At 49.9% G+C, this 17,003-nt stretch carries 11 protein-coding genes; 7 read left to right on the forward strand and 4 right to left on the reverse strand.

The window, feature by feature from the left end; all coding sequences use genetic code 11:
- Positions 1 to 20: 20 nt before the first annotated feature.
- The 5 genes from GS398_RS18600 (at position 21) to GS398_RS18620 (ending at position 4,423) form a co-directional block, all read left to right on the forward strand.
- On the forward strand, positions 21 to 665 hold the full coding sequence (locus tag GS398_RS18600) for an HAD family hydrolase (protein ID WP_160908306.1): 645 nt from the start codon (positions 21 to 23) through the stop codon (positions 663 to 665).
- Positions 665 to 1,759 carry a lytic transglycosylase domain-containing protein gene (locus tag GS398_RS18605; RefSeq protein ID WP_160908307.1) on the forward strand — a complete coding sequence of 365 codons (1,095 nt, stop codon included), beginning with the start codon at positions 665 to 667 and terminating at the stop codon, positions 1,757 to 1,759. The genes GS398_RS18600 and GS398_RS18605 overlap by 1 nt, the downstream gene beginning before the upstream one ends.
- 115 nt (positions 1,760 to 1,874) lie before the next feature.
- Positions 1,875 to 2,681, forward strand: a complete 807-nt coding sequence (locus tag GS398_RS18610) for an MlaE family ABC transporter permease (protein WP_160908308.1) — start codon at positions 1,875 to 1,877, stop codon at positions 2,679 to 2,681.
- Positions 2,681 to 3,454, forward strand: a complete 774-nt coding sequence (locus tag GS398_RS18615) for an ABC transporter ATP-binding protein (RefSeq protein WP_160908309.1) — start codon at positions 2,681 to 2,683, stop codon at positions 3,452 to 3,454. Before GS398_RS18610 ends, GS398_RS18615 begins: the two co-directional genes overlap by 1 nt.
- Positions 3,455 to 4,423 (forward strand): MlaD family protein, encoded by a 969-nt coding sequence (locus GS398_RS18620; RefSeq protein ID WP_160908310.1) that lies wholly within the window; start codon positions 3,455 to 3,457, stop codon positions 4,421 to 4,423. It begins immediately after the preceding gene.
- 59 nt (positions 4,424 to 4,482) lie between these two features.
- On the opposite strand, the gene uvrA is transcribed toward GS398_RS18620, so the two are convergent.
- The gene (uvrA, locus tag GS398_RS18625; RefSeq protein WP_160908311.1) at positions 4,483 to 7,326 is read right to left on the reverse strand and encodes an excinuclease ABC subunit UvrA; all 2,844 of its coding nucleotides are present in this window, start codon (positions 7,324 to 7,326) and stop codon (positions 4,483 to 4,485) included.
- A 132-nt stretch (positions 7,327 to 7,458) separates the two neighbouring features.
- A complete protein-coding gene (locus GS398_RS18630; protein WP_237488246.1) occupies positions 7,459 to 8,196 on the reverse strand; it encodes a lytic transglycosylase domain-containing protein in 738 nt (245 codons plus the stop codon).
- A gap of 253 nt (positions 8,197 to 8,449) precedes the next feature.
- On the opposite strand from GS398_RS18630, the gene GS398_RS18635 reads away from it, so the two are divergent.
- Together GS398_RS18635 and GS398_RS18640 are read left to right on the forward strand one after the other, a co-directional pair.
- Entirely contained in the window at positions 8,450 to 9,751 is a 1,302-nt protein-coding gene (locus tag GS398_RS18635) for a pseudouridine synthase (RefSeq protein WP_160908312.1), read from the forward strand.
- A 77-nt stretch (positions 9,752 to 9,828) separates the two neighbouring features.
- Positions 9,829 to 10,962 (forward strand): lactonase family protein, encoded by a 1,134-nt coding sequence (locus GS398_RS18640; protein WP_160908313.1) that lies wholly within the window; start codon positions 9,829 to 9,831, stop codon positions 10,960 to 10,962.
- A 73-nt stretch (positions 10,963 to 11,035) separates the two neighbouring features.
- Here GS398_RS18640 and GS398_RS18645 read toward each other — a convergent pair whose 3' ends face one another.
- Both GS398_RS18645 and GS398_RS18650 read right to left on the reverse strand, forming a co-directional pair.
- On the reverse strand, positions 11,036 to 13,975 hold the full coding sequence (locus GS398_RS18645; protein ID WP_160908314.1) for a M16 family metallopeptidase: 2,940 nt from the start codon (positions 13,973 to 13,975) through the stop codon (positions 11,036 to 11,038).
- Between the two features lie 106 nt (positions 13,976 to 14,081).
- The gene (locus tag GS398_RS18650) at positions 14,082 to 16,955 is read right to left on the reverse strand and encodes a glycoside hydrolase family 2 protein (RefSeq protein WP_160908315.1); all 2,874 of its coding nucleotides are present in this window, start codon (positions 16,953 to 16,955) and stop codon (positions 14,082 to 14,084) included.
- Positions 16,956 to 17,003 lie beyond the last annotated feature (48 nt).

The following is a 17,003-nucleotide window of genomic DNA, read 5'->3' on the forward strand; positions in this document are numbered from 1 at the left end:
TCCATTTAGTAACTGTATAGATGAGTATCAAGGCGATTCTTTTCGATTTCGATGGCACCCTTGCCAATACGCTTCCGCTTTGTATAGACGCTTTCCGGCTTTCGATCGAACCCCTGGCAGGCAGGGCCATCAGCAACCGGGAGATCATTGCTACCTTCGGCCCTTCAGAAGAGGGTACCATCCGGGCGCTGGTTCCCGACCATTACGACGAAGGTGTTAACAGCTACCTGCATCATTATGAACGGCTCCACGCCCAATGCACCGATATTTTCCCGGGAATGCGGGATATTCTCCAGGACCTGCGGAACAAGGGCATCCGGGTAGGAATGGTTACCGGGAAAGGGGCGCGAAGCTTACGTATCACCTTCGGAAAGATGGACCTCGAAAAGCACTTTGATGTAGTTGAAACCGGCTCGCCCGAAGGCGTAGTAAAAGGAAAAGCCATCACTTCTATCCTGGAAAGATGGGGCGATATCGCCAAAGACGAGGTGATCTACGTAGGCGATGCACCGAGCGATATTATCGCATGCCGGGAGGCGGGTATCCCGATCATTGCTGCAGCCTGGGCTGAAACATCTGAGCCCGGTGCGTTGTTAAAATTATCTCCGGATAAAATATTTTATTCGATACCGGAGTTTAAGCAATGGATCGATACCGCCACCTGATGAAGAAAACGTTTCTGCTTGTCGTTACCTGTTTCCTGCTGCTGCACACAGGGGCTGCCCGTGAAATTAAAGATGAAGACCTGAAAAAAGCCCTGGAAGCACTGCAAAACCAGGTCCCGCTTACCTACAACGGCGATGTTCGCAAATTCGTCGACGTTTACACGACGGCACAAAAGAAACGTTTTGCACAAATGGTGGGGCTTTCCAAGTACTATTTCCCGATCTACGAGAAGGTTTTCAAAGAACGGGGGGTGCCCGACGAGCTGAAATACCTTTCGGTGATCGAGTCGTCGCTCGATCCCAATGCGGTTTCGAAGGCGGAAGCGACCGGCCCCTGGCAATTCCTCAACGAGGTGGGTAAAAAGTACGGACTTGCCGTGAACGATACCATCGATGAGCGGCGCGATCCTTCAATGGCCTGCAACGCAGCTGCCAGCTACCTGCTCGATTCTTACGCTTATTACGGTAACGATTGGCTCCTGGCCATCGCCTCGTATAATTGCGGACGGAACAGCATAAAATGGGCGATGGAAGATTCCGGAAAAAAAGACTACTGGTCTATCCGCAAGTACCTGCCTGCAGAAACACGTAACTACGTGCCGGCGTATATTGCTACTGTTTATATGATGAACCATTACCGCAAATATGGCATCGTACCCGTGGAGCCGGATTTTATCACGGAAACGGAACATGCCATGGCGACCAAAAAAGTAAGCATCGACGAAATAGCCAAACTCGGCGGGCTCAACCCGTACATTTTATATACCCTCAACCCCTCTTATAAAAAGCAAATGATCAATGGCAGCGGATCTTCCCCCAAGAAGCTGGTAGTACCTGTGTTGCCAACATATACTTATAATGCCATTTGCCGTTTGGTCGGCGCCCCGGAACGCATCGTGGCGCCCACCGTTATCGCCTCTGCGGTACCCGCGAAACCTTTCTATACCGTTATGTACACGGTGCAGGCAGGTGATTCCCTGCAATCCATCGCAGCAAAGTTCAATGGCGCTACCATAGAGAGCCTTAAATCGGTAAACAACTTAAAAGATGATGCGCCGCCTCCCGGAACCATGATAAAGGTGCGAATGCAATAATGGTTCTGAACTGTTTGTATTCACACAATAATGTAAACTATTTAGCATAATCCCCGTTTAACCAGCAAATAACTTTGCAGAATGGATTATTTTATATTTTTGAGGCAAATTACTCATGGCTCAAAAAAGTGACACTCCTGCCGATAGCTCGCGGAAATATGTGGTCGGCAGAAAGCTCGACGCGCTGTTTCTCGACCTGTATAAGATCAACAGGTTCCTGGGGCGATTCTTTAAGGAGCTGGTGCTCCCGCCTTACGAATTTAAGGAAATTGTAAAACAATGTTACGAGGTAGGTTACAAATCCCTGCCGCTGATCTCGATGACCGGTTTTATTACCGGGCTGGTTTTCACCAAACAATCACGTCCTTCACTGGCCGAATTCGGAGCTACCTCGTGGCTGCCAAACCTGATCGCCATCGCTATTATCCGCGCATTGGCGCCACTGGTGACCGCATTGATCGCCGCCGGGAAAGTCGGTTCAAATATTGGCGCCGAGCTCGGCTCCATGAATGTAACCGAACAGATCGACGCGATGGAGGTGTCTGCTACGAACCCGTTTAAGTTCCTGGTGGTTACCCGCGTCCTGGCAACTACGATCATGATCCCTGTGCTCGCTATGTATACGGGCTTCGTGGGGATGCTTGGCTCCTTCATCAATATTAACCAGATGGAGCAGACAAGTCTGCCGACATTTTTTGTGGGTGCATTCTCCAGTATTACCTTTCTCGACATCTTTTCATCCGTATTTAAGGCTACGGTTTTTGGTTTCACTATCGGTGCGGTAAGCTGTTATAAAGGGTATTACTCTTCCAAAGGTACCGAAGGAGTTGGCAAGGCAGCCAATGCTGCGGTAGTAACCTCAATGTTCCTCATTTTTATTGAAGAGATCCTGGTTGTACAGGTTGTCGCCGCGCTACGCTAATGGAAAAAAAAGCATCACCGATCAACAGAGAAAACGCAGTGATCTCCATCCGGGACCTGAAAAAATCTTTTGGCAGCCTTCATGTGTTACGCGGAGTGGACCTTAATCTTTACCAGGGTGAAAATCTCGTGGTACTTGGAAGGTCTGGCACGGGAAAGTCTGTTTTGATAAAGATCATTTCAGGACTGTTACATCCCGATTCCGGGGAAGTGAACGTATTGGGGCTGAGCGTCGGCTCATTATCAGACAGGGAATTGCTCCAGCTTCGGCTGAAGGTCGGTTTCTCCTTTCAAAACAGCGCCTTGTATGACAGTATGACCGTACGCGAGAACCTGGAATTCCCGCTCGTGCGCAACTACCGCAATCTTACCCGCAAAGAGATCGACCTGGCGGTGGAAGATGTGCTCGATGGCGTTGGGTTATCTCAGGCGATCAACCAGATGCCATCGGAACTCTCCGGCGGGCAGCGTAAACGCATCGGGATCGCCAGGACATTGATCCTTCGTCCCGAGATAATGCTATACGACGAGCCGACTGCCGGTCTCGATCCTATTACTTGTATCGACATCAACAACCTCATTAACGAGGTACAGGAAAAATATAACACATCGGCCATTATAATTACGCATGATCTTACCTGCGCGAAAATGACCGGCGACCGCATCATGATGCTGCTCGACGGCCGGTTTGAGCGGCAGGGAACTTTCGAACAGGTGTTCGATACGGATGACGAGCGTGTTAAGACATTTTATAATTATAACTTTACAGACTAAATGGACAAGTCAGAAAATAAACGCGCAGTTATTGTCGGCATTTTCCTTTTATTGGGCTTGCTGATCCTTGTTGCCGGTGTATTTACGCTCGGCGGACAGCAAAAGCGCTTTGTTAAAAGCGTAAAAGTGGAAGCCATTTTCGATGACGTACAAGGATTAAAAGTAGGCAACAATGTGTGGTTTTCCGGGGTAAAGATCGGCACGGTAAAATCCATCGAATTCTTTGGCGGTTCGGAAGTCAGGGTATTGCTTAATATCGAAGAGGCGGCCCACCCGTATATCCGCAAGGATGCAAAGGCGAAAATCAGTTCCGAGGGATTGATCGGAAACCGTATTATCGTGATCTACGACGGAACACCTTCGGCCCCGCAAATAGCTGAAGGCGGACGTCTCGGCGTGGACCATGCCCTCACCACCGACGAAATGATGGCCACCCTGCAGGAAAACAACAAGAACCTGCTGGATATCACCAACGACTTTAAGCTGCTAAGTCTTAAAATAGTTAAAGGGAAAGGTACTGCCGGGGCCTTTTTAACCGATTCGCTCATGGGTGAGCAGTTTAAATCGATCGTAGCCAACATGCAGCTGGCATCCGCAAATACCAACAAAGTTTCGGCGGCGGTCGTTCAGCTCACTTCCAAGATCAACTCCAAAGGCGCATTGGCCAACGAATTGTTAACCGATACTACGATCTTCCGCGACTTAAAGATCGCCGCCGCACAGCTCAAAGAAGCTACATCTTCGGCGACCGGAATCACAGAGAACCTTCGCAAAACCAGCGAGCGGTTAAATGCAAACGACAATGCGCTGGGCGTATTGCTCAATGATCCGGTTTCGGCGACGACCATTAAAACAACGCTGACAAACCTGGAGTCAAGCAGTAAAAAGCTCGATGAAAGCATGGAGGCACTACAACATAATTTCTTGTTGCGCGGCTTCTTTAAAAAGAAGGAAAAGGACGGCAACTAAGTAAAAAGGACAACCCGGCGGGTTGTCCTTTTTACTTTATGCGCTTTGCCTGCCGGGCGTTACCTTTTCATCTCGATGGCCAGGAATTTCCCGGTATGGCTTCTCTTCACTTTCACGAGATCTTCGGGTGTTCCTTCAAACAAGATCTCACCTCCGCCTGCTCCGCCTTCTATGCCCAGATCGATCACCCAATCGGCCGTTTTTACGACATCAAGGTTATGTTCAATCACCAGGATGGTATTACCATGGTCCACTAAACGGGTAAGCACGCCAAGCAACACATTAATGTCTTCGAAATGGAGCCCCGTGGTGGGCTCATCCAAAATATAAAAGGTTTTCCCTGTATCCTTTTTCGAAAGTTCCGTAGCAAGCTTTACACGCTGGGCTTCACCGCCCGAAAGCGTGGTAGACGACTGCCCCAACTTAATATACCCCAATCCCACATCATGTAAAGTCTTGATCTTACGATAGATAGAAGGAATCGGCTCAAAAAAAGCCACCGCATCTTCAATACTCATATCGAGTACATCGCTGATGGATTTGCCGTGATAACGGACCTCCAGCGTTTCCCGGTTATATCGTCTGCCATTACATTCCTCGCAGGGAACCTGTACATCGGGAAGAAAATTCATCTCGATCACCTTCATACCTGCTCCCTGGCAAGTTTCGCAACGGCCGCCTTTTACGTTAAAAGAGAACCTCCCGGGTTTATATCCCCTGATCTTGGCTTCCGGCAATTGCACGTAGAGGTTACGAATGTCAGAGAACACCCCGGTATAAGTGGAAGGATTGGAACGTGGTGTACGCCCGATCGGCGTCTGGTCGATCTCGATCACTTTATCGATATGCTCCAGGCCTTCGATCTTTTTATAGGCGAGCGGCTTCTTTTTGGCGCGGAAAAAATGGTGATTCAGGATCGGGTACAGCGTTTCGGTGATAAGGCTCGATTTCCCGCTCCCCGAAACACCCGTGACGCAGATAAAAGTTCCGAGCGGGAATTGTGCCGTCACATTTTTGAGATTATTCCCCGTAGCATTTTTTAGCACGAGCGATTTCCCGTTGCCTTTCCGGCGGGAGCCCGGCGTTTCAATCTGCCGCGACCCGTTCAGGTACGCCGTAGTGAGCGTATTGGCTTTCATGATCTGCTCAGGCGTACCCTGTGCAACCACTTGTCCGCCATGTACACCGGCAGCCGGCCCCATATCGATCACATGGTCGGCTTCCAGGATCATGTCCTTATCGTGTTCTACCACCAGCACGGAGTTCCCGATGTCGCGGAGATTTTTCAATGCCGAGATCAACCGCGCATTATCGCGCTGGTGCAACCCGATACTGGGCTCATCTAATATATAAAGTACGTTTACCAGTTGCGACCCGATCTGCGTTGCCAGCCTGATACGTTGTGCCTCGCCGCCGGAAAGCGTCCTCGAAGTGCGGTCGAGCGTCAGGTAATTTAACCCCACATCCAGCAAAAAACCGATACGGGCGCGAATTTCCTTCAGGATCTCGCGTGCAATGGTGTTCTGCCGCTCGTTCAACTGGTCCTCGATGTTGGTAAACCATGCCGATAATGAAGAAATATCCATCACCGAGAGCTCCGAGATGTTCTTCTGCCCCACCTTAAAATGCAGCGACTCCTTTTTGAGCCTGGCTCCTTCGCATTGCGGACAGGTTTTTAGGGTACGATAAGTTTCCATGTCGGCCACCGCCTCGTCTCCCCGCCGCTCGGTCTGCTCTTCCAGGATCTTAATCACGCCGTCGAAATTAATCTGGTAATTCTGAACATTCCACTTGTTGTATTCCACGGGTACCGTAAGGATCTCCTGGCTGCCGTTCAGGATCAGTTCCACGATCTCCTTCGGTAGTTTCTCGATAGGAGCGGAAAGCGAAAAGCCATATTTCTTAGACAATGCTTTTAGCACCTGGAAGATCCACGTTTCGCGGTATTCGCCCAGGGGTGCAAGCCCTCCCTGGATAATGCTCAGTTTCGGGTTTGGGATCACAGAGGCTTCGTCAACCTCGAATATATAACCCAATCCATCGCAGCGCTCACAAGCTCCATACGGTGAATTGAAGGAGAACGTGTTAGGCTGCGGTTCATCATAAGAGATGCCCGAAACCGGGTCCATCAGGTATTTACTAAAAAAGAACTCGTTATTTTCCTGGTCGGAGATCTTAATGATGCCCTTGGCCGTCTTTAAAGCCGATTGGATAGAGGAATACAGGCGCTTCTTATCCTTCCCGGTAACGATCAGCCGATCGATCACCATCTCGATATCATGGATCTTATAGCGATCAAGCTGCATCTTAGGCTTTAGGTCTTCGATCTGTCCGTCGATACGAACTTTCACGTAGCCTTGCTTACTGATCTGTTCGAACAACTCGCGATAGTGCCCTTTCCTGCCCTTTACGATCGGCGCCAGGATATTCACCGGCTTCCCCTCGAATTGGTCAAGGACCGTCTTAAGGATCTGGTCCTCAGACATACGCTCCATCTTTGCGCCGGTAGCGTACGAATACGCTTCGCCGATGCGGGCAAACAAGAGCCGCATAAAATCGTAGATCTCGGTAATGGTACCAACGGTAGACCGCGGGTTTTTAGAGGTCGTTTTCTGCTCGATGGCGATCACGGGACTTAACCCGGAGATCTTATCGACATCCGGGCGTTCCATGCCACCTAAAAATTGCCTCGAGTAGGCGCTGAAGGTTTCCATATACCGCCGCTGCCCTTCGGCATAGATGGTATCAAATGCCAGCGACGATTTCCCGCTGCCGCTTAAACCGGTTATAACCACCAGTTTATTGCGGGGAAAAGAAATATCGATGTTTTTGAGGTTGTGTACCCTCGCTCCGAAAACTTCAACTGCACTTTGTTCGCCAAGATCGGTAACGGCTGTATCCATATTTGAAAAATGCCTTTGGAAAGCAAATGCAAAGATGCGAAATTAATTAGCAAAGATCAACGGATCCTGAGAATGAAAAAGGAGCAGCGAAATACTTCTTGCCGCTCCTCATCCTTTTTTGCCGATGTCGGGTTAATTCCTGCCGAGCTGCAGCACCTGGGCGGTGTTGCGATCTGCCAGGGAATAATAAAACGGGCGCCTGGACTTCTCTTCCGCTAACAGCGCAACGTTGGAAGTATAGCCGTAACGTGCCGGATTTTCGATAATTTCTTTCATCGAAATGATCTTATACACGTAGCCGGCCGTTTCGCGGTTCAGTTTCATCTTAAAATAATTGTTCTGGTTTTGCCGGCTGATCTGGACCTTCAGCTTACTGTCTCCGAGGTTATAGGCGGCAGCCGTTAAGGTCCACGACCTCAACTCGCCATAGAGCTCGCGAATATACTTACAAGCCGCCACGGTAGATTTCTCCATATCCTGCCGTTCATCCATGCTGCGGTTCACCTTAAGCCCATAGCTCCTGGCGGTACCAGGCATAAACTGCCAGTAACCGGATGCGCCCCGGTGAGAAGTTCCCTCACGTAATCCGCTCTCTACCAGTGCAATGTACTTAAAGTCCTGGGGAATTCCGTATCGTTCCAGGATAGGCTCGATCACCGGGAACCATTTTGCCGCTTTATAGTGCAGTATTCTCGTTTGCAGTTTCCCGTAAGCATGCGCATTTAACGCCTTTTGCATCCGGTATACCACTTTTGCATCGCCTTGCGGGATGTTTTCGTCGGCAAAACTAAAAGTTCCCGCTGGTTTTACCGGGTCTGCATTCTTCCCCGGCGTAAAGATCGGTCCATATACTACAGACCCTGATTGCATTAAAGGAACAGAAGTAACGTCCCTGATTAAAACCGTGCTTGCCGCTGTAATTAATAACAATACAGAACAAGCGATCAAGTGCTTTTTAACCATCATCACCCTTTCTTTTAAATTAATAAAAAGCGTGCAAATATACACCTTTTTTCTTAATGTGCAAATTAAAAATTAAACGTGGCGTGGCGGACAAACATTCCCCCTTAAATCCCGTTATTTTTATATCTTTGCACCCCTTTTACAAGCATCAAAACAGCCCATGCCAAATAATAGCAGGAACAGTCGCGACGACAAATCCAGTGAAACCAGGCGGACAACCAAACGTCCAGCCGGCGGATCACCTAAAACCAGCCGCCCCAAAACAGTGCGGCCTGAAGGTTCGAACATCGAACCAAAAAAAATGTTTGGAAACGGCGCAAAAAAACCGTTCGGAAAGACCGGGGAATCAAGCTTTAAGCCAGGTGACGACCGCAAACCGTTCGGAAAAAGAGAGGACGGCCGCAAGCCTTTTACCAAGCGCGACGATGGCTCCTCGCCGTTCGCAAAGCGTGATGGCGAGCGTAAACCCTTCGCACAACGCGACGATTTTAAGAAATCCGGCAAACCCGCCGGCGCTTTCGAAAAAAGAACTGATACAAGACCCGACAAATCAAAATCCGCCCCATACGGAACCCGCCCGACAGAGAAACGTGAAAAAGCTGACCAGCCTTTCAGAAAACGCGAGCCCGAAGCCGGTGACTCAAAATATAGCGACCGGAAACGCAGACCGGCCGGCGACCCGGAGAGAAAACCAACGTTAAGACCGAAGAAATCCGTTTCCTCGCCCTCCTCCAGCTCCGGCGAAGACGGCCTGATCCGGCTTAATCGTTATATTTCAAATGCCGGTATCTGTTCGCGCCGGAAAGCCGATGAACTGATCGAAGCAGGCGTGATCTCCGTAAATGGCGAAGCTGTTTCGGAACTTGGCACCAAGATCAATCCGCGTAAAGACATTATCAGGTATAACGGCGAAGTACTGAAACGCGAAAAACTGGTTTACGTGCTGCTTAATAAGCCAAAAGATTACATCACCACCACCGACGATCCGCAGGAACGCCGCACCGTGATGCACCTTGTAGACAAAGCATCTGATGAGCGCATCTACCCCGTCGGCAGGCTCGACCGCAACACAACCGGCCTGCTGCTCATGACCAATGATGGCGAGCTAACCGACAAGCTTTCGCACCCTAAAAACAATGTTACCAAGATCTATCATGCAGAGCTGAATAAGGCCCTCACGCAAGGCGACCTGAATAAGATCATGTTCGGCCTCGAGCTGGAAGATGGCCCTATTAAGCCCGATACGGTAACCTACGTGCAAGGCGCCACCAAACGCGAAGTCGGCATCCAGATCCACAGCGGGAAGAACCGCATCGTACGCCGTATTTTCGAGCATCTTGGCTATGAAGTAGTTAAACTTGATCGCGTGGTGTACGCTAACCTTACCAAAAAAGACCTCCCGAGAGGAAGATGGCGCTTCCTGGAAGAAAAAGAAGTGATCCAGCTGAAGCATTTGCTGTAGGGGTTGACCCTAAAACGCCACTACACACGCTCCCGGATCATATTTATTCCGCATATTAGCCGGCAAATCGACTAGCCATGCGTACCAGGATCTCTTTTTTTATCGTGTTGTTCACTGCCTGCGTTGGAACAAGCGCCGCTTTCGCGCAAAAATTTAACCTGCTGATAGGCACTTACACCTCCCCGGGCGGAAGTGAAGGCATCTACGTGTACGAGTTCGACGCCGCTACAGGCAAGCTAACCTATCGCAGCAAAGCGGCCGGGGTCAATCCATCTTTTGTCGCGATCGCGCGCGACCAGAAACACGTGTACGCCGTGAGTGAGGCGGATAAAGTGAATGGCGGCATCGCAGCTTTTGATTGGGACGCCGGGTCAGGAACATTAAAGTTCCTGAACAAGCAATCGGCAGGGGGCGACGGCACCTGCTATGTCTCCGTCGATGCCACCGGCAAGTTTGTATTCGCGGCAAATTATGGAAGCGGAAGCATCGCGGCCATCCCGGTAAAAGCCGACGGGTCGCTGGGCTCCGAAATCCAGGCAATCGCGTACACGGGCGGCGGACCCGATAAATCACGGCAGGAAAAAGCACATTTACATTGTGTAGTACTGTCTCCCGATAATAAGTATCTCTTCGCAAACGATCTGGGCAGCGACAAGACCTATATTCACCAGGTCGACCTCAGCAAACCGTCTTCACCGCTGACACCCTCCAACCCCGCCTATTTAACTGTAAAACCGGCTTCCGGACCGCGGCACATCACGTTTCATCCCAACCAAAAATTCGCCTACCTCGCTTTAGAAATGGAAGGCGCCGTAAACGCGTTAAGCTATAAGGATGGAAAATTAGCCGTCATACAATCGGAATCGCTCCTGGCAGGCGGTTTTAAAGGCGCTGTAGGCGCAGCCGACATCCACGTCTCGCCCGATGGAAAATTCCTCTACGTATCCAACCGGGGTGATGCGAATGATATCTCGATCTTCTCCATCAACGATAAAAACGGCAGGATCACATTTGCAGGGCGCCAATCCACACTTGGTAAAACCCCGAGAAATTTCGCCATCGACCCTACCGGAAAGTACCTGCTGGCCGCCAACCAGAACAGTAACTCCGTTATCGTGTTTAAACGCAATGCAAAAACCGGGTTACTCACAGATACCGGCATCAAAGCGGAAGTGAGCAAACCGGTATGCCTGGTTTTTGGGAACAGGTAATTTATTATCAACAAATTATGGCAAATTCCTGGCAGCCTGATTTTTGATACAACCTCTTTTATAACTAATAAGTCTAGTAACCAAACAACTCTTCTAACGAGACCTTTTGTACAGGTCCCAGTTTCTCGAGATCTGTCATGGCCAACTTCTTTTCAGAACCGAGTACCACCAGCGTGTACGGTTGCCCGGAGAAGTTTTGCGCATGGAACTTCCTGATATCCCCAAAAGTGAGCGGCGCCAGCTTTTCGTAGGTCGTTTTACGCACATCTTCGGCAATGCCCAGTTTTTGAAGGCGCAGGTACTCGGTAAGGATCGCCTCCTGTGAAATCCTTTGTGTCTCCAGGGAATTGAGGACGTTGGATTTTGCCGCTTCGAACCCTTTTCCTGACTCGGGCAGCGTAGTAAGCAGCTCGTTCATCCCGGCAGTGGCATCATTGAACTTATCGGCCTGGCTGCCCACGTAGGCGGTAATGCTATTATCGATCGTTTTATCGCCGCTCGTTACATAAGAGCCCGACGTTGAATAAGCCAACGCTTTACTTTCACGGATCACCTGGAACAACGTGGACCCAAAATAGCTGTTAAACACGTTAATAACCGCGGCATTATAAGGATCGTACGGACCGCTGTTGCGCACCCAGCGCATTTCTGCCTGTACCATGTCATAATCGGTAAATAACACCTGTTTCTTATCAGTTGGCAACTGATTAAATGCCTTCCGGGCAGGATAGGGAGTATAATCCGTTTTGGCAGGATGCAGCTTTTGAACGCCGGCGGCCGCAATTTCCGCCGCCCGCGGGCCGTAGTACAATACTTTATGCTCGAGGTTAAACAATTGATGGATCTCGTTTACCAGCTGTGCGGCGGTTAACGTTTCTACTTCCCTGTTGCTAAGGTCGTAATTAAAGGGATTTTCCGGGCCATATTGTGCATAGGATGCCAACCCGGCCAGGATACCTGCACGGTTGGTTTTCGCATTGCTGCGCGATTTCAGGATCCTTCCCTTTAACTCGGCCAATGCCTGCTCATTGGGCTCCGCGTGCTGTACAAGATCTTCGAACAGTGCAACGGCCCGGTCAAAGTTTTCATTTAAGCCGCTGATGCTCACCGTCATCGTTTTGGTACCAACCGAAATATTGAACGAGCAGGCGATATCGTAAAACGCCTTGCTAATATCTTCGGAGCTTTTTTTATCGGTGCCAAGAAACTGGAGATATTGCGCCGCATACGTCAGCATCTTATCGTTATATGCCCCCATATCGTAATAATAATAGAGCTTAAAGATCTGGTCCTGTTTATTCGGGGTATACAAAAATTCGCGGCCGTTACGGGTGAGCACCTGCATGTCCTTTTTAAAATCAAGCCATTGCGGTGCGATCCTGATAGCCGGAATTGCCTGGATACCGGCGGCGAACGGACTCTGGGCATCCTTATTTACCGGGACCGGTGTAATGACCGGCTTCTCCACCTTGGCGATAGATTTGTCTTCGCCCTTACGCTTGTAGATCACCGAATAGTTGTTCTTAAAAAAACGGTTGGCGAAATCCACTACCTCTTTTTTCGTAATACTGCTCATTACGTCGAGATAGGCTACAGATTTATCCCAATTATCGCCACGGTGGCGAATGAAATTTCCCATGATGTTATTGGCACGGCCCACGTTGTTCTGCAATGCGTTCAGCTCACTAAGCTTCTGGTTGTTAACGATAGACTTGATCAGCGAGGCGTCAAACTCGCCTCGTTTCACTTTTTCGATCTCTGCCAGCAACAGGTCTTTTACTTCTTCCAGCGTTTGCCCCTGCTTAGGGTTGCCCATCATAAAAAAGATCCCGTAATCTTTAAACTGCCATACAGCGGCGCCGGCGCCCAGCACTTTTTGCTGCTTGTTAAGGTCGAGATCGAGTAAACCCGCTTTCCCGTTAGAGAGGATACTGGAAACGAGGTCGGCAAGCATTCCATCGCGTGTATTGTCGGCGGTAGAACGGAAACAGATCCGCACCAGTTCGGCCGTCGGCCCGTAAATGTCTTTAACGACAGGCGCGGTGATCGGTTTTTCTGCCTGCGGCTTGTAGGTGGGAAATGGTTTTGCGGCGAGGTACGAAAAAGCGCCGTCGATCTTCTTTATGACTTCGTCGGGGTTAAAATCGCCTGAAAGCACAATTCCCATGTTCCCGGGAACATAATAATTATCGTAAAACTTCCGGATCTCTTTCAGCGAGGGGTTCTTAAGATGTTCGATGGTGCCGATGGTGGTATGCTGCCCATAATTATGAGTGGGGAACATGGTGGAGAACATGGCCTCCTGCACCTTTGCGGCATCGTTGTCGAGCCCGCGGTTCTTCTCTTCGTAAACGGCTTCCAGTTCCGTATGGAAGATCCGGAAGACCGGGTTGCGGAAACGTTCGCTTTGCAGCGCCAGGAACTTATCCAGCGAACCGGACGGAACATACTCTTCGTATACGGTTTCCTCCACGGAAGTATGTGCGTTGGTTCCCTGGCCACCCATACCTGCCATCAGCTTATCGTACTCGTTGGCAACTGCGTATTTGGCGGCGATTCCCGATGTTTTGTCAATCTCCGCATAAATCGCTTTGCGTTTCTGCTGGTCTGTTTCTTTGTTATAAATTTCGTAAAGCGAATCGATACTTTTCAGGTACGGTTTCTCCTTTGCCCAGTCGGCCGTGCCAAACTTATCAGTCCCTTTAAACAGCAGGTGCTCAAGGTAATGTGCCAGGCCGGTGTTACTGTCGGGGTCCTGGTTACTGCCTGCGCGTACTCCAATCAGCGCGCGTACTTTCGGCTCCTTTTTATTGACCGAAAGCATTACTTTCAGCCCGTTCTTTAACGTATAAAAGCGTGTTTGCGAAGGGTCGTTCGTTACATATCTGTAGGTATACCCGCTGGCCGTAACTTCTTTCCATTGGTACTTTGCCTGGGGATCGGCATTAACTACCTGCGCATACGCTCCAGGCAATCCCACAGGAAACAGGAGGAAGAGTAAGAGTTTTTTCATAAAAAAAGAAAATAGTTTGAAAGCCCAAAATTAGGATAATTTAAGAAGGCCGATAAGGGAAAATTACCTATCGGCTGTTCACACATTCTTCCCGGATCTGCCAGGCCTAATTATCCGTTAACACATTCACCTTCGGCATGGTAAACTGTTTGTTTTCGGTGGACGGTTTCGGGCTGCCAAAATAGAAATACAGCGTACGTTTCGCAGGGCCGTTCACCTTGTTCTGCTCGCTCGAAGGGCCGTAACCGTTAGCGTTGGCGGTAATGTTCAATCCCAGCTTGGTACCGATCGGCGGGATCCCGTCCAGGAACGAAATATCGCCGGACGGCAAACCCGGATGCGGGCGGGCGCCAGACAACCCGTAAAAATCAAACAACCGCACAAAAAGATCGCTCTCTTTTGCGGCGACTGTGAACTTCCCTTCTACGGTGTTCATCTCTATCCAACTGACGTCGGCGTAATAACCTTTAAATTCCGGGTAGTTCCATGGGTAGATCCCGGTTTTGGTATTGTTGTTCATGTTCTGCCATACACCGGTAGTTACCCCCTGCAGCCGATTCTTCCACACCCTGTACGGTCCTTTACCCAGCCATTTGGCGCTGATCACGAAATTCTCTGGATAGCTGAAAGAGATCCCGGTGAACGGATAACTTCCATTCAACGTATACTCGTACGACATTTCGAGCCAGCCAGTGGGGTGCATCGTCCATTTCACAGTTTTCATATCCCCTGAATAGCTCGCTTCCGCAACGTAATCGTTCCCCTCTTTATAATGCTTTATTTCTCTAAAAATGGCGTTTCCGCTAACCAGGACCGGGCCGTTCCCGAACGATAGTTTCGCACTGAAGTCGTTGGCAAGACCATTGATCTTGCCGGTATTCTTGTTAAAAATAACAGAGATCCCGTTCGCTTTAAGGGTTAACAGGCTGTCGCGATCGGAAGCGGTAACCTCTGAGGTCACTTTGTTTACCACGAGGCTATCCGGTACAAGCCGGCTGGAGTTCACCTTCCATACCCATTTATAGAGCTCATTCTTCAACGGATCGAACGCGGAAAGCGTAAGACCATCATAATTCTTCCAGCCGGGAGGGAGATCCAGTTTAAGTATCCCCTTATCTACAGGCGCAATAAAAGGCGCCGCAGCTGTTCCTGACTGCTGCACTTTATAACCGGTGGCAAGTTCGCCCGGGCGATTAAAATTCACCAGTTCCCATTTATAGGTACACTGATCGAGATTGGTATAATGAAACCTGTTCTCTACCGGAATTTCCCCGTTAAATCCTTCCGGCAGCGTTTTCATCGTGATCTTTACCGGTGAATAGATCTCGCGGATAGCGTTATAGCTCCCTTCCTTCTCGCGATGCGGGCCTACCAACCCGTCGGGTGCGTTTACGCCGTTCACGTCGATCCGGCCGTCCAGGTCGGTGCGCACAATGCCCTCGTCTACCAGCGCCCAGATAAATCCGCCAGCTCCTTTTTTCGAATTCCAATGCAAATCCCAGAAATCTGCGAGTGCGGCAGCTCCCCCACCGTCGTCCTGTGCATGTAAAAACTCGGTCACCATGTAAATATTGGTATCGGCCAGGATCTTTTGCGTGCTGTAGTAATCTTCGTAATGATTGCAATCGATGCCGTTAATGGCATTCCCGGGACGGTGATGGGCATGGATCACGGTCCTTTTGGAAAGGTCGTATTGCCCGTAGTCGTCGTCCAGGTCGAAATTATGTCCTCCCTCGTTGCCATTGCTCCAGAAAATGATGGACGGATGGTTCGCATCACGTTTTACCATTTCCTTAACCAGGGGGGCGCCGGCTTTCGTGCTGTATGCTTTTTGCCATCCCGCCAGCTCGTCGAGCACATACAGACCCAGCGAATCGCAATAGCGGAGGAAGCTCTGGTCGGGCGGGTAGTGTGAGCAGCGTACGGCATTCATGTTCATGCCTTTTATCAGCTTTACATCTTCCAGGTCGATCCGCGGGTTAATGCACCGGCCCGTTTCAGGCCACCAAACATGGCGGTTAACACCTTTCATTTTGATCTTTACGCCGTTCACGTAAATCCCGTCCTGTTTCCTCACCTCAATGGTGCGAAAACCGAACTTATCTGCGGTTTCATAAACAGGTGCGCCCGCCGCACTCTTCAGCTTTAGCTTTACGGTGTAGAGGTTGGGCGTTTCGGCGTTCCATAGTAACGGCGATCTCACGGTAGTGCGGAGCCGGACCAAGGAGTCCTTTCCTGTAATAGCGGACCCAAAACCGGACACCGTTTTCCCTGCTGCGTCGATGATCTGTGCCGCAACACCCATTCCCGGCTGCGCATTTTTCAGGTAAACATTCATAGCGAACGTTCCATCGGCTTTTGCGTCGATAGCGGTCCATTCGATATGCGGTTTCGGTACCGCTTCGAGGTAAACCGGGCGAAAAATACCCCCAAAGATCCAGTAATCGGCCAGCCGCTCCGCGTTGTTTACCGAGGCATCGGCCGACATCTTGCTTACCATCACTTCCAGCCGGTTCTGCTGTCCGAACCTGATCTTATCTGAAATATCATATTTGAACCGGTAAAACGATCCCTGGTGTACCGCTCCCGCCGGTTTACCGTTAATCTTTACCTCGGTATCTGTCATCGATCCTTCAAAAACGATACTGATCTCTTTCCCTTTCCAGGCTGCCGGAACGGTAAATGCGTGCTTATAAATACCTTTCTCTTCTTCGAAGCGAAAATTCTTGCCGTAGGTAACATAATCGCGACCGTAGTTATAGGCGCCAAATCCCTGTTGCTCCCAGTGCGACGGTACCTGGATGGTGGTCCAATAGCCGCTCTTTCGTCCGCCTGTACACCAAAAGTCCCAGGTTACGGTGTGGATATTATCGGTTCCGGAAAGGTATTGAACCTGTTTCTTAACATTCTGGGAAAACACGGAGCTGCTTGCCAGTAAAATGAGCGCCGCAACGGCTCTTTTAACAAAGGAAATGATCATGAGGTGCAGGGGTTAGTTACCCTGCTAAACTAAATAAAGTAAGGCGGG

The organism is Hufsiella ginkgonis (genome assembly GCF_009834915.1).
GTDB lineage: Bacteria > Bacteroidota > Bacteroidia > Sphingobacteriales > Sphingobacteriaceae > Hufsiella > Hufsiella ginkgonis.

What these genes read in the sequence shown, in the direction of transcription:
- GS398_RS18600 (WP_160908306.1), top strand. Translation starts at nt 21, where the DNA reads ATGAGTATCAAGGCGATTCTTTTCGATTTCGATGGCACCCTTGCCAAT.
- GS398_RS18605 (WP_160908307.1), top strand. Translation starts at nt 665, where the DNA reads ATGAAGAAAACGTTTCTGCTTGTCGTTACCTGTTTCCTGCTGCTGCAC.
- GS398_RS18610 (WP_160908308.1), top strand. Translation starts at nt 1,875, where the DNA reads ATGGCTCAAAAAAGTGACACTCCTGCCGATAGCTCGCGGAAATATGTG.
- GS398_RS18615 (WP_160908309.1), top strand. Translation starts at nt 2,681, where the DNA reads ATGGAAAAAAAAGCATCACCGATCAACAGAGAAAACGCAGTGATCTCC.
- GS398_RS18620 (WP_160908310.1), top strand. Translation starts at nt 3,455, where the DNA reads ATGGACAAGTCAGAAAATAAACGCGCAGTTATTGTCGGCATTTTCCTT.
- uvrA (WP_160908311.1), bottom strand. Translation starts at nt 7,326, where the DNA reads ATGGATACAGCCGTTACCGATCTTGGCGAACAAAGTGCAGTTGAAGTT.
- GS398_RS18630 (WP_237488246.1), bottom strand. Translation starts at nt 8,196, where the DNA reads ATGCAATCAGGGTCTGTAGTATATGGACCGATCTTTACGCCGGGGAAG.
- GS398_RS18635 (WP_160908312.1), top strand. Translation starts at nt 8,450, where the DNA reads ATGCCAAATAATAGCAGGAACAGTCGCGACGACAAATCCAGTGAAACC.
- GS398_RS18640 (WP_160908313.1), top strand. Translation starts at nt 9,829, where the DNA reads ATGCGTACCAGGATCTCTTTTTTTATCGTGTTGTTCACTGCCTGCGTT.
- GS398_RS18645 (WP_160908314.1), bottom strand. Translation starts at nt 13,975, where the DNA reads ATGAAAAAACTCTTACTCTTCCTCCTGTTTCCTGTGGGATTGCCTGGA.
- GS398_RS18650 (WP_160908315.1), bottom strand. Translation starts at nt 16,955, where the DNA reads ATGATCATTTCCTTTGTTAAAAGAGCCGTTGCGGCGCTCATTTTACTG.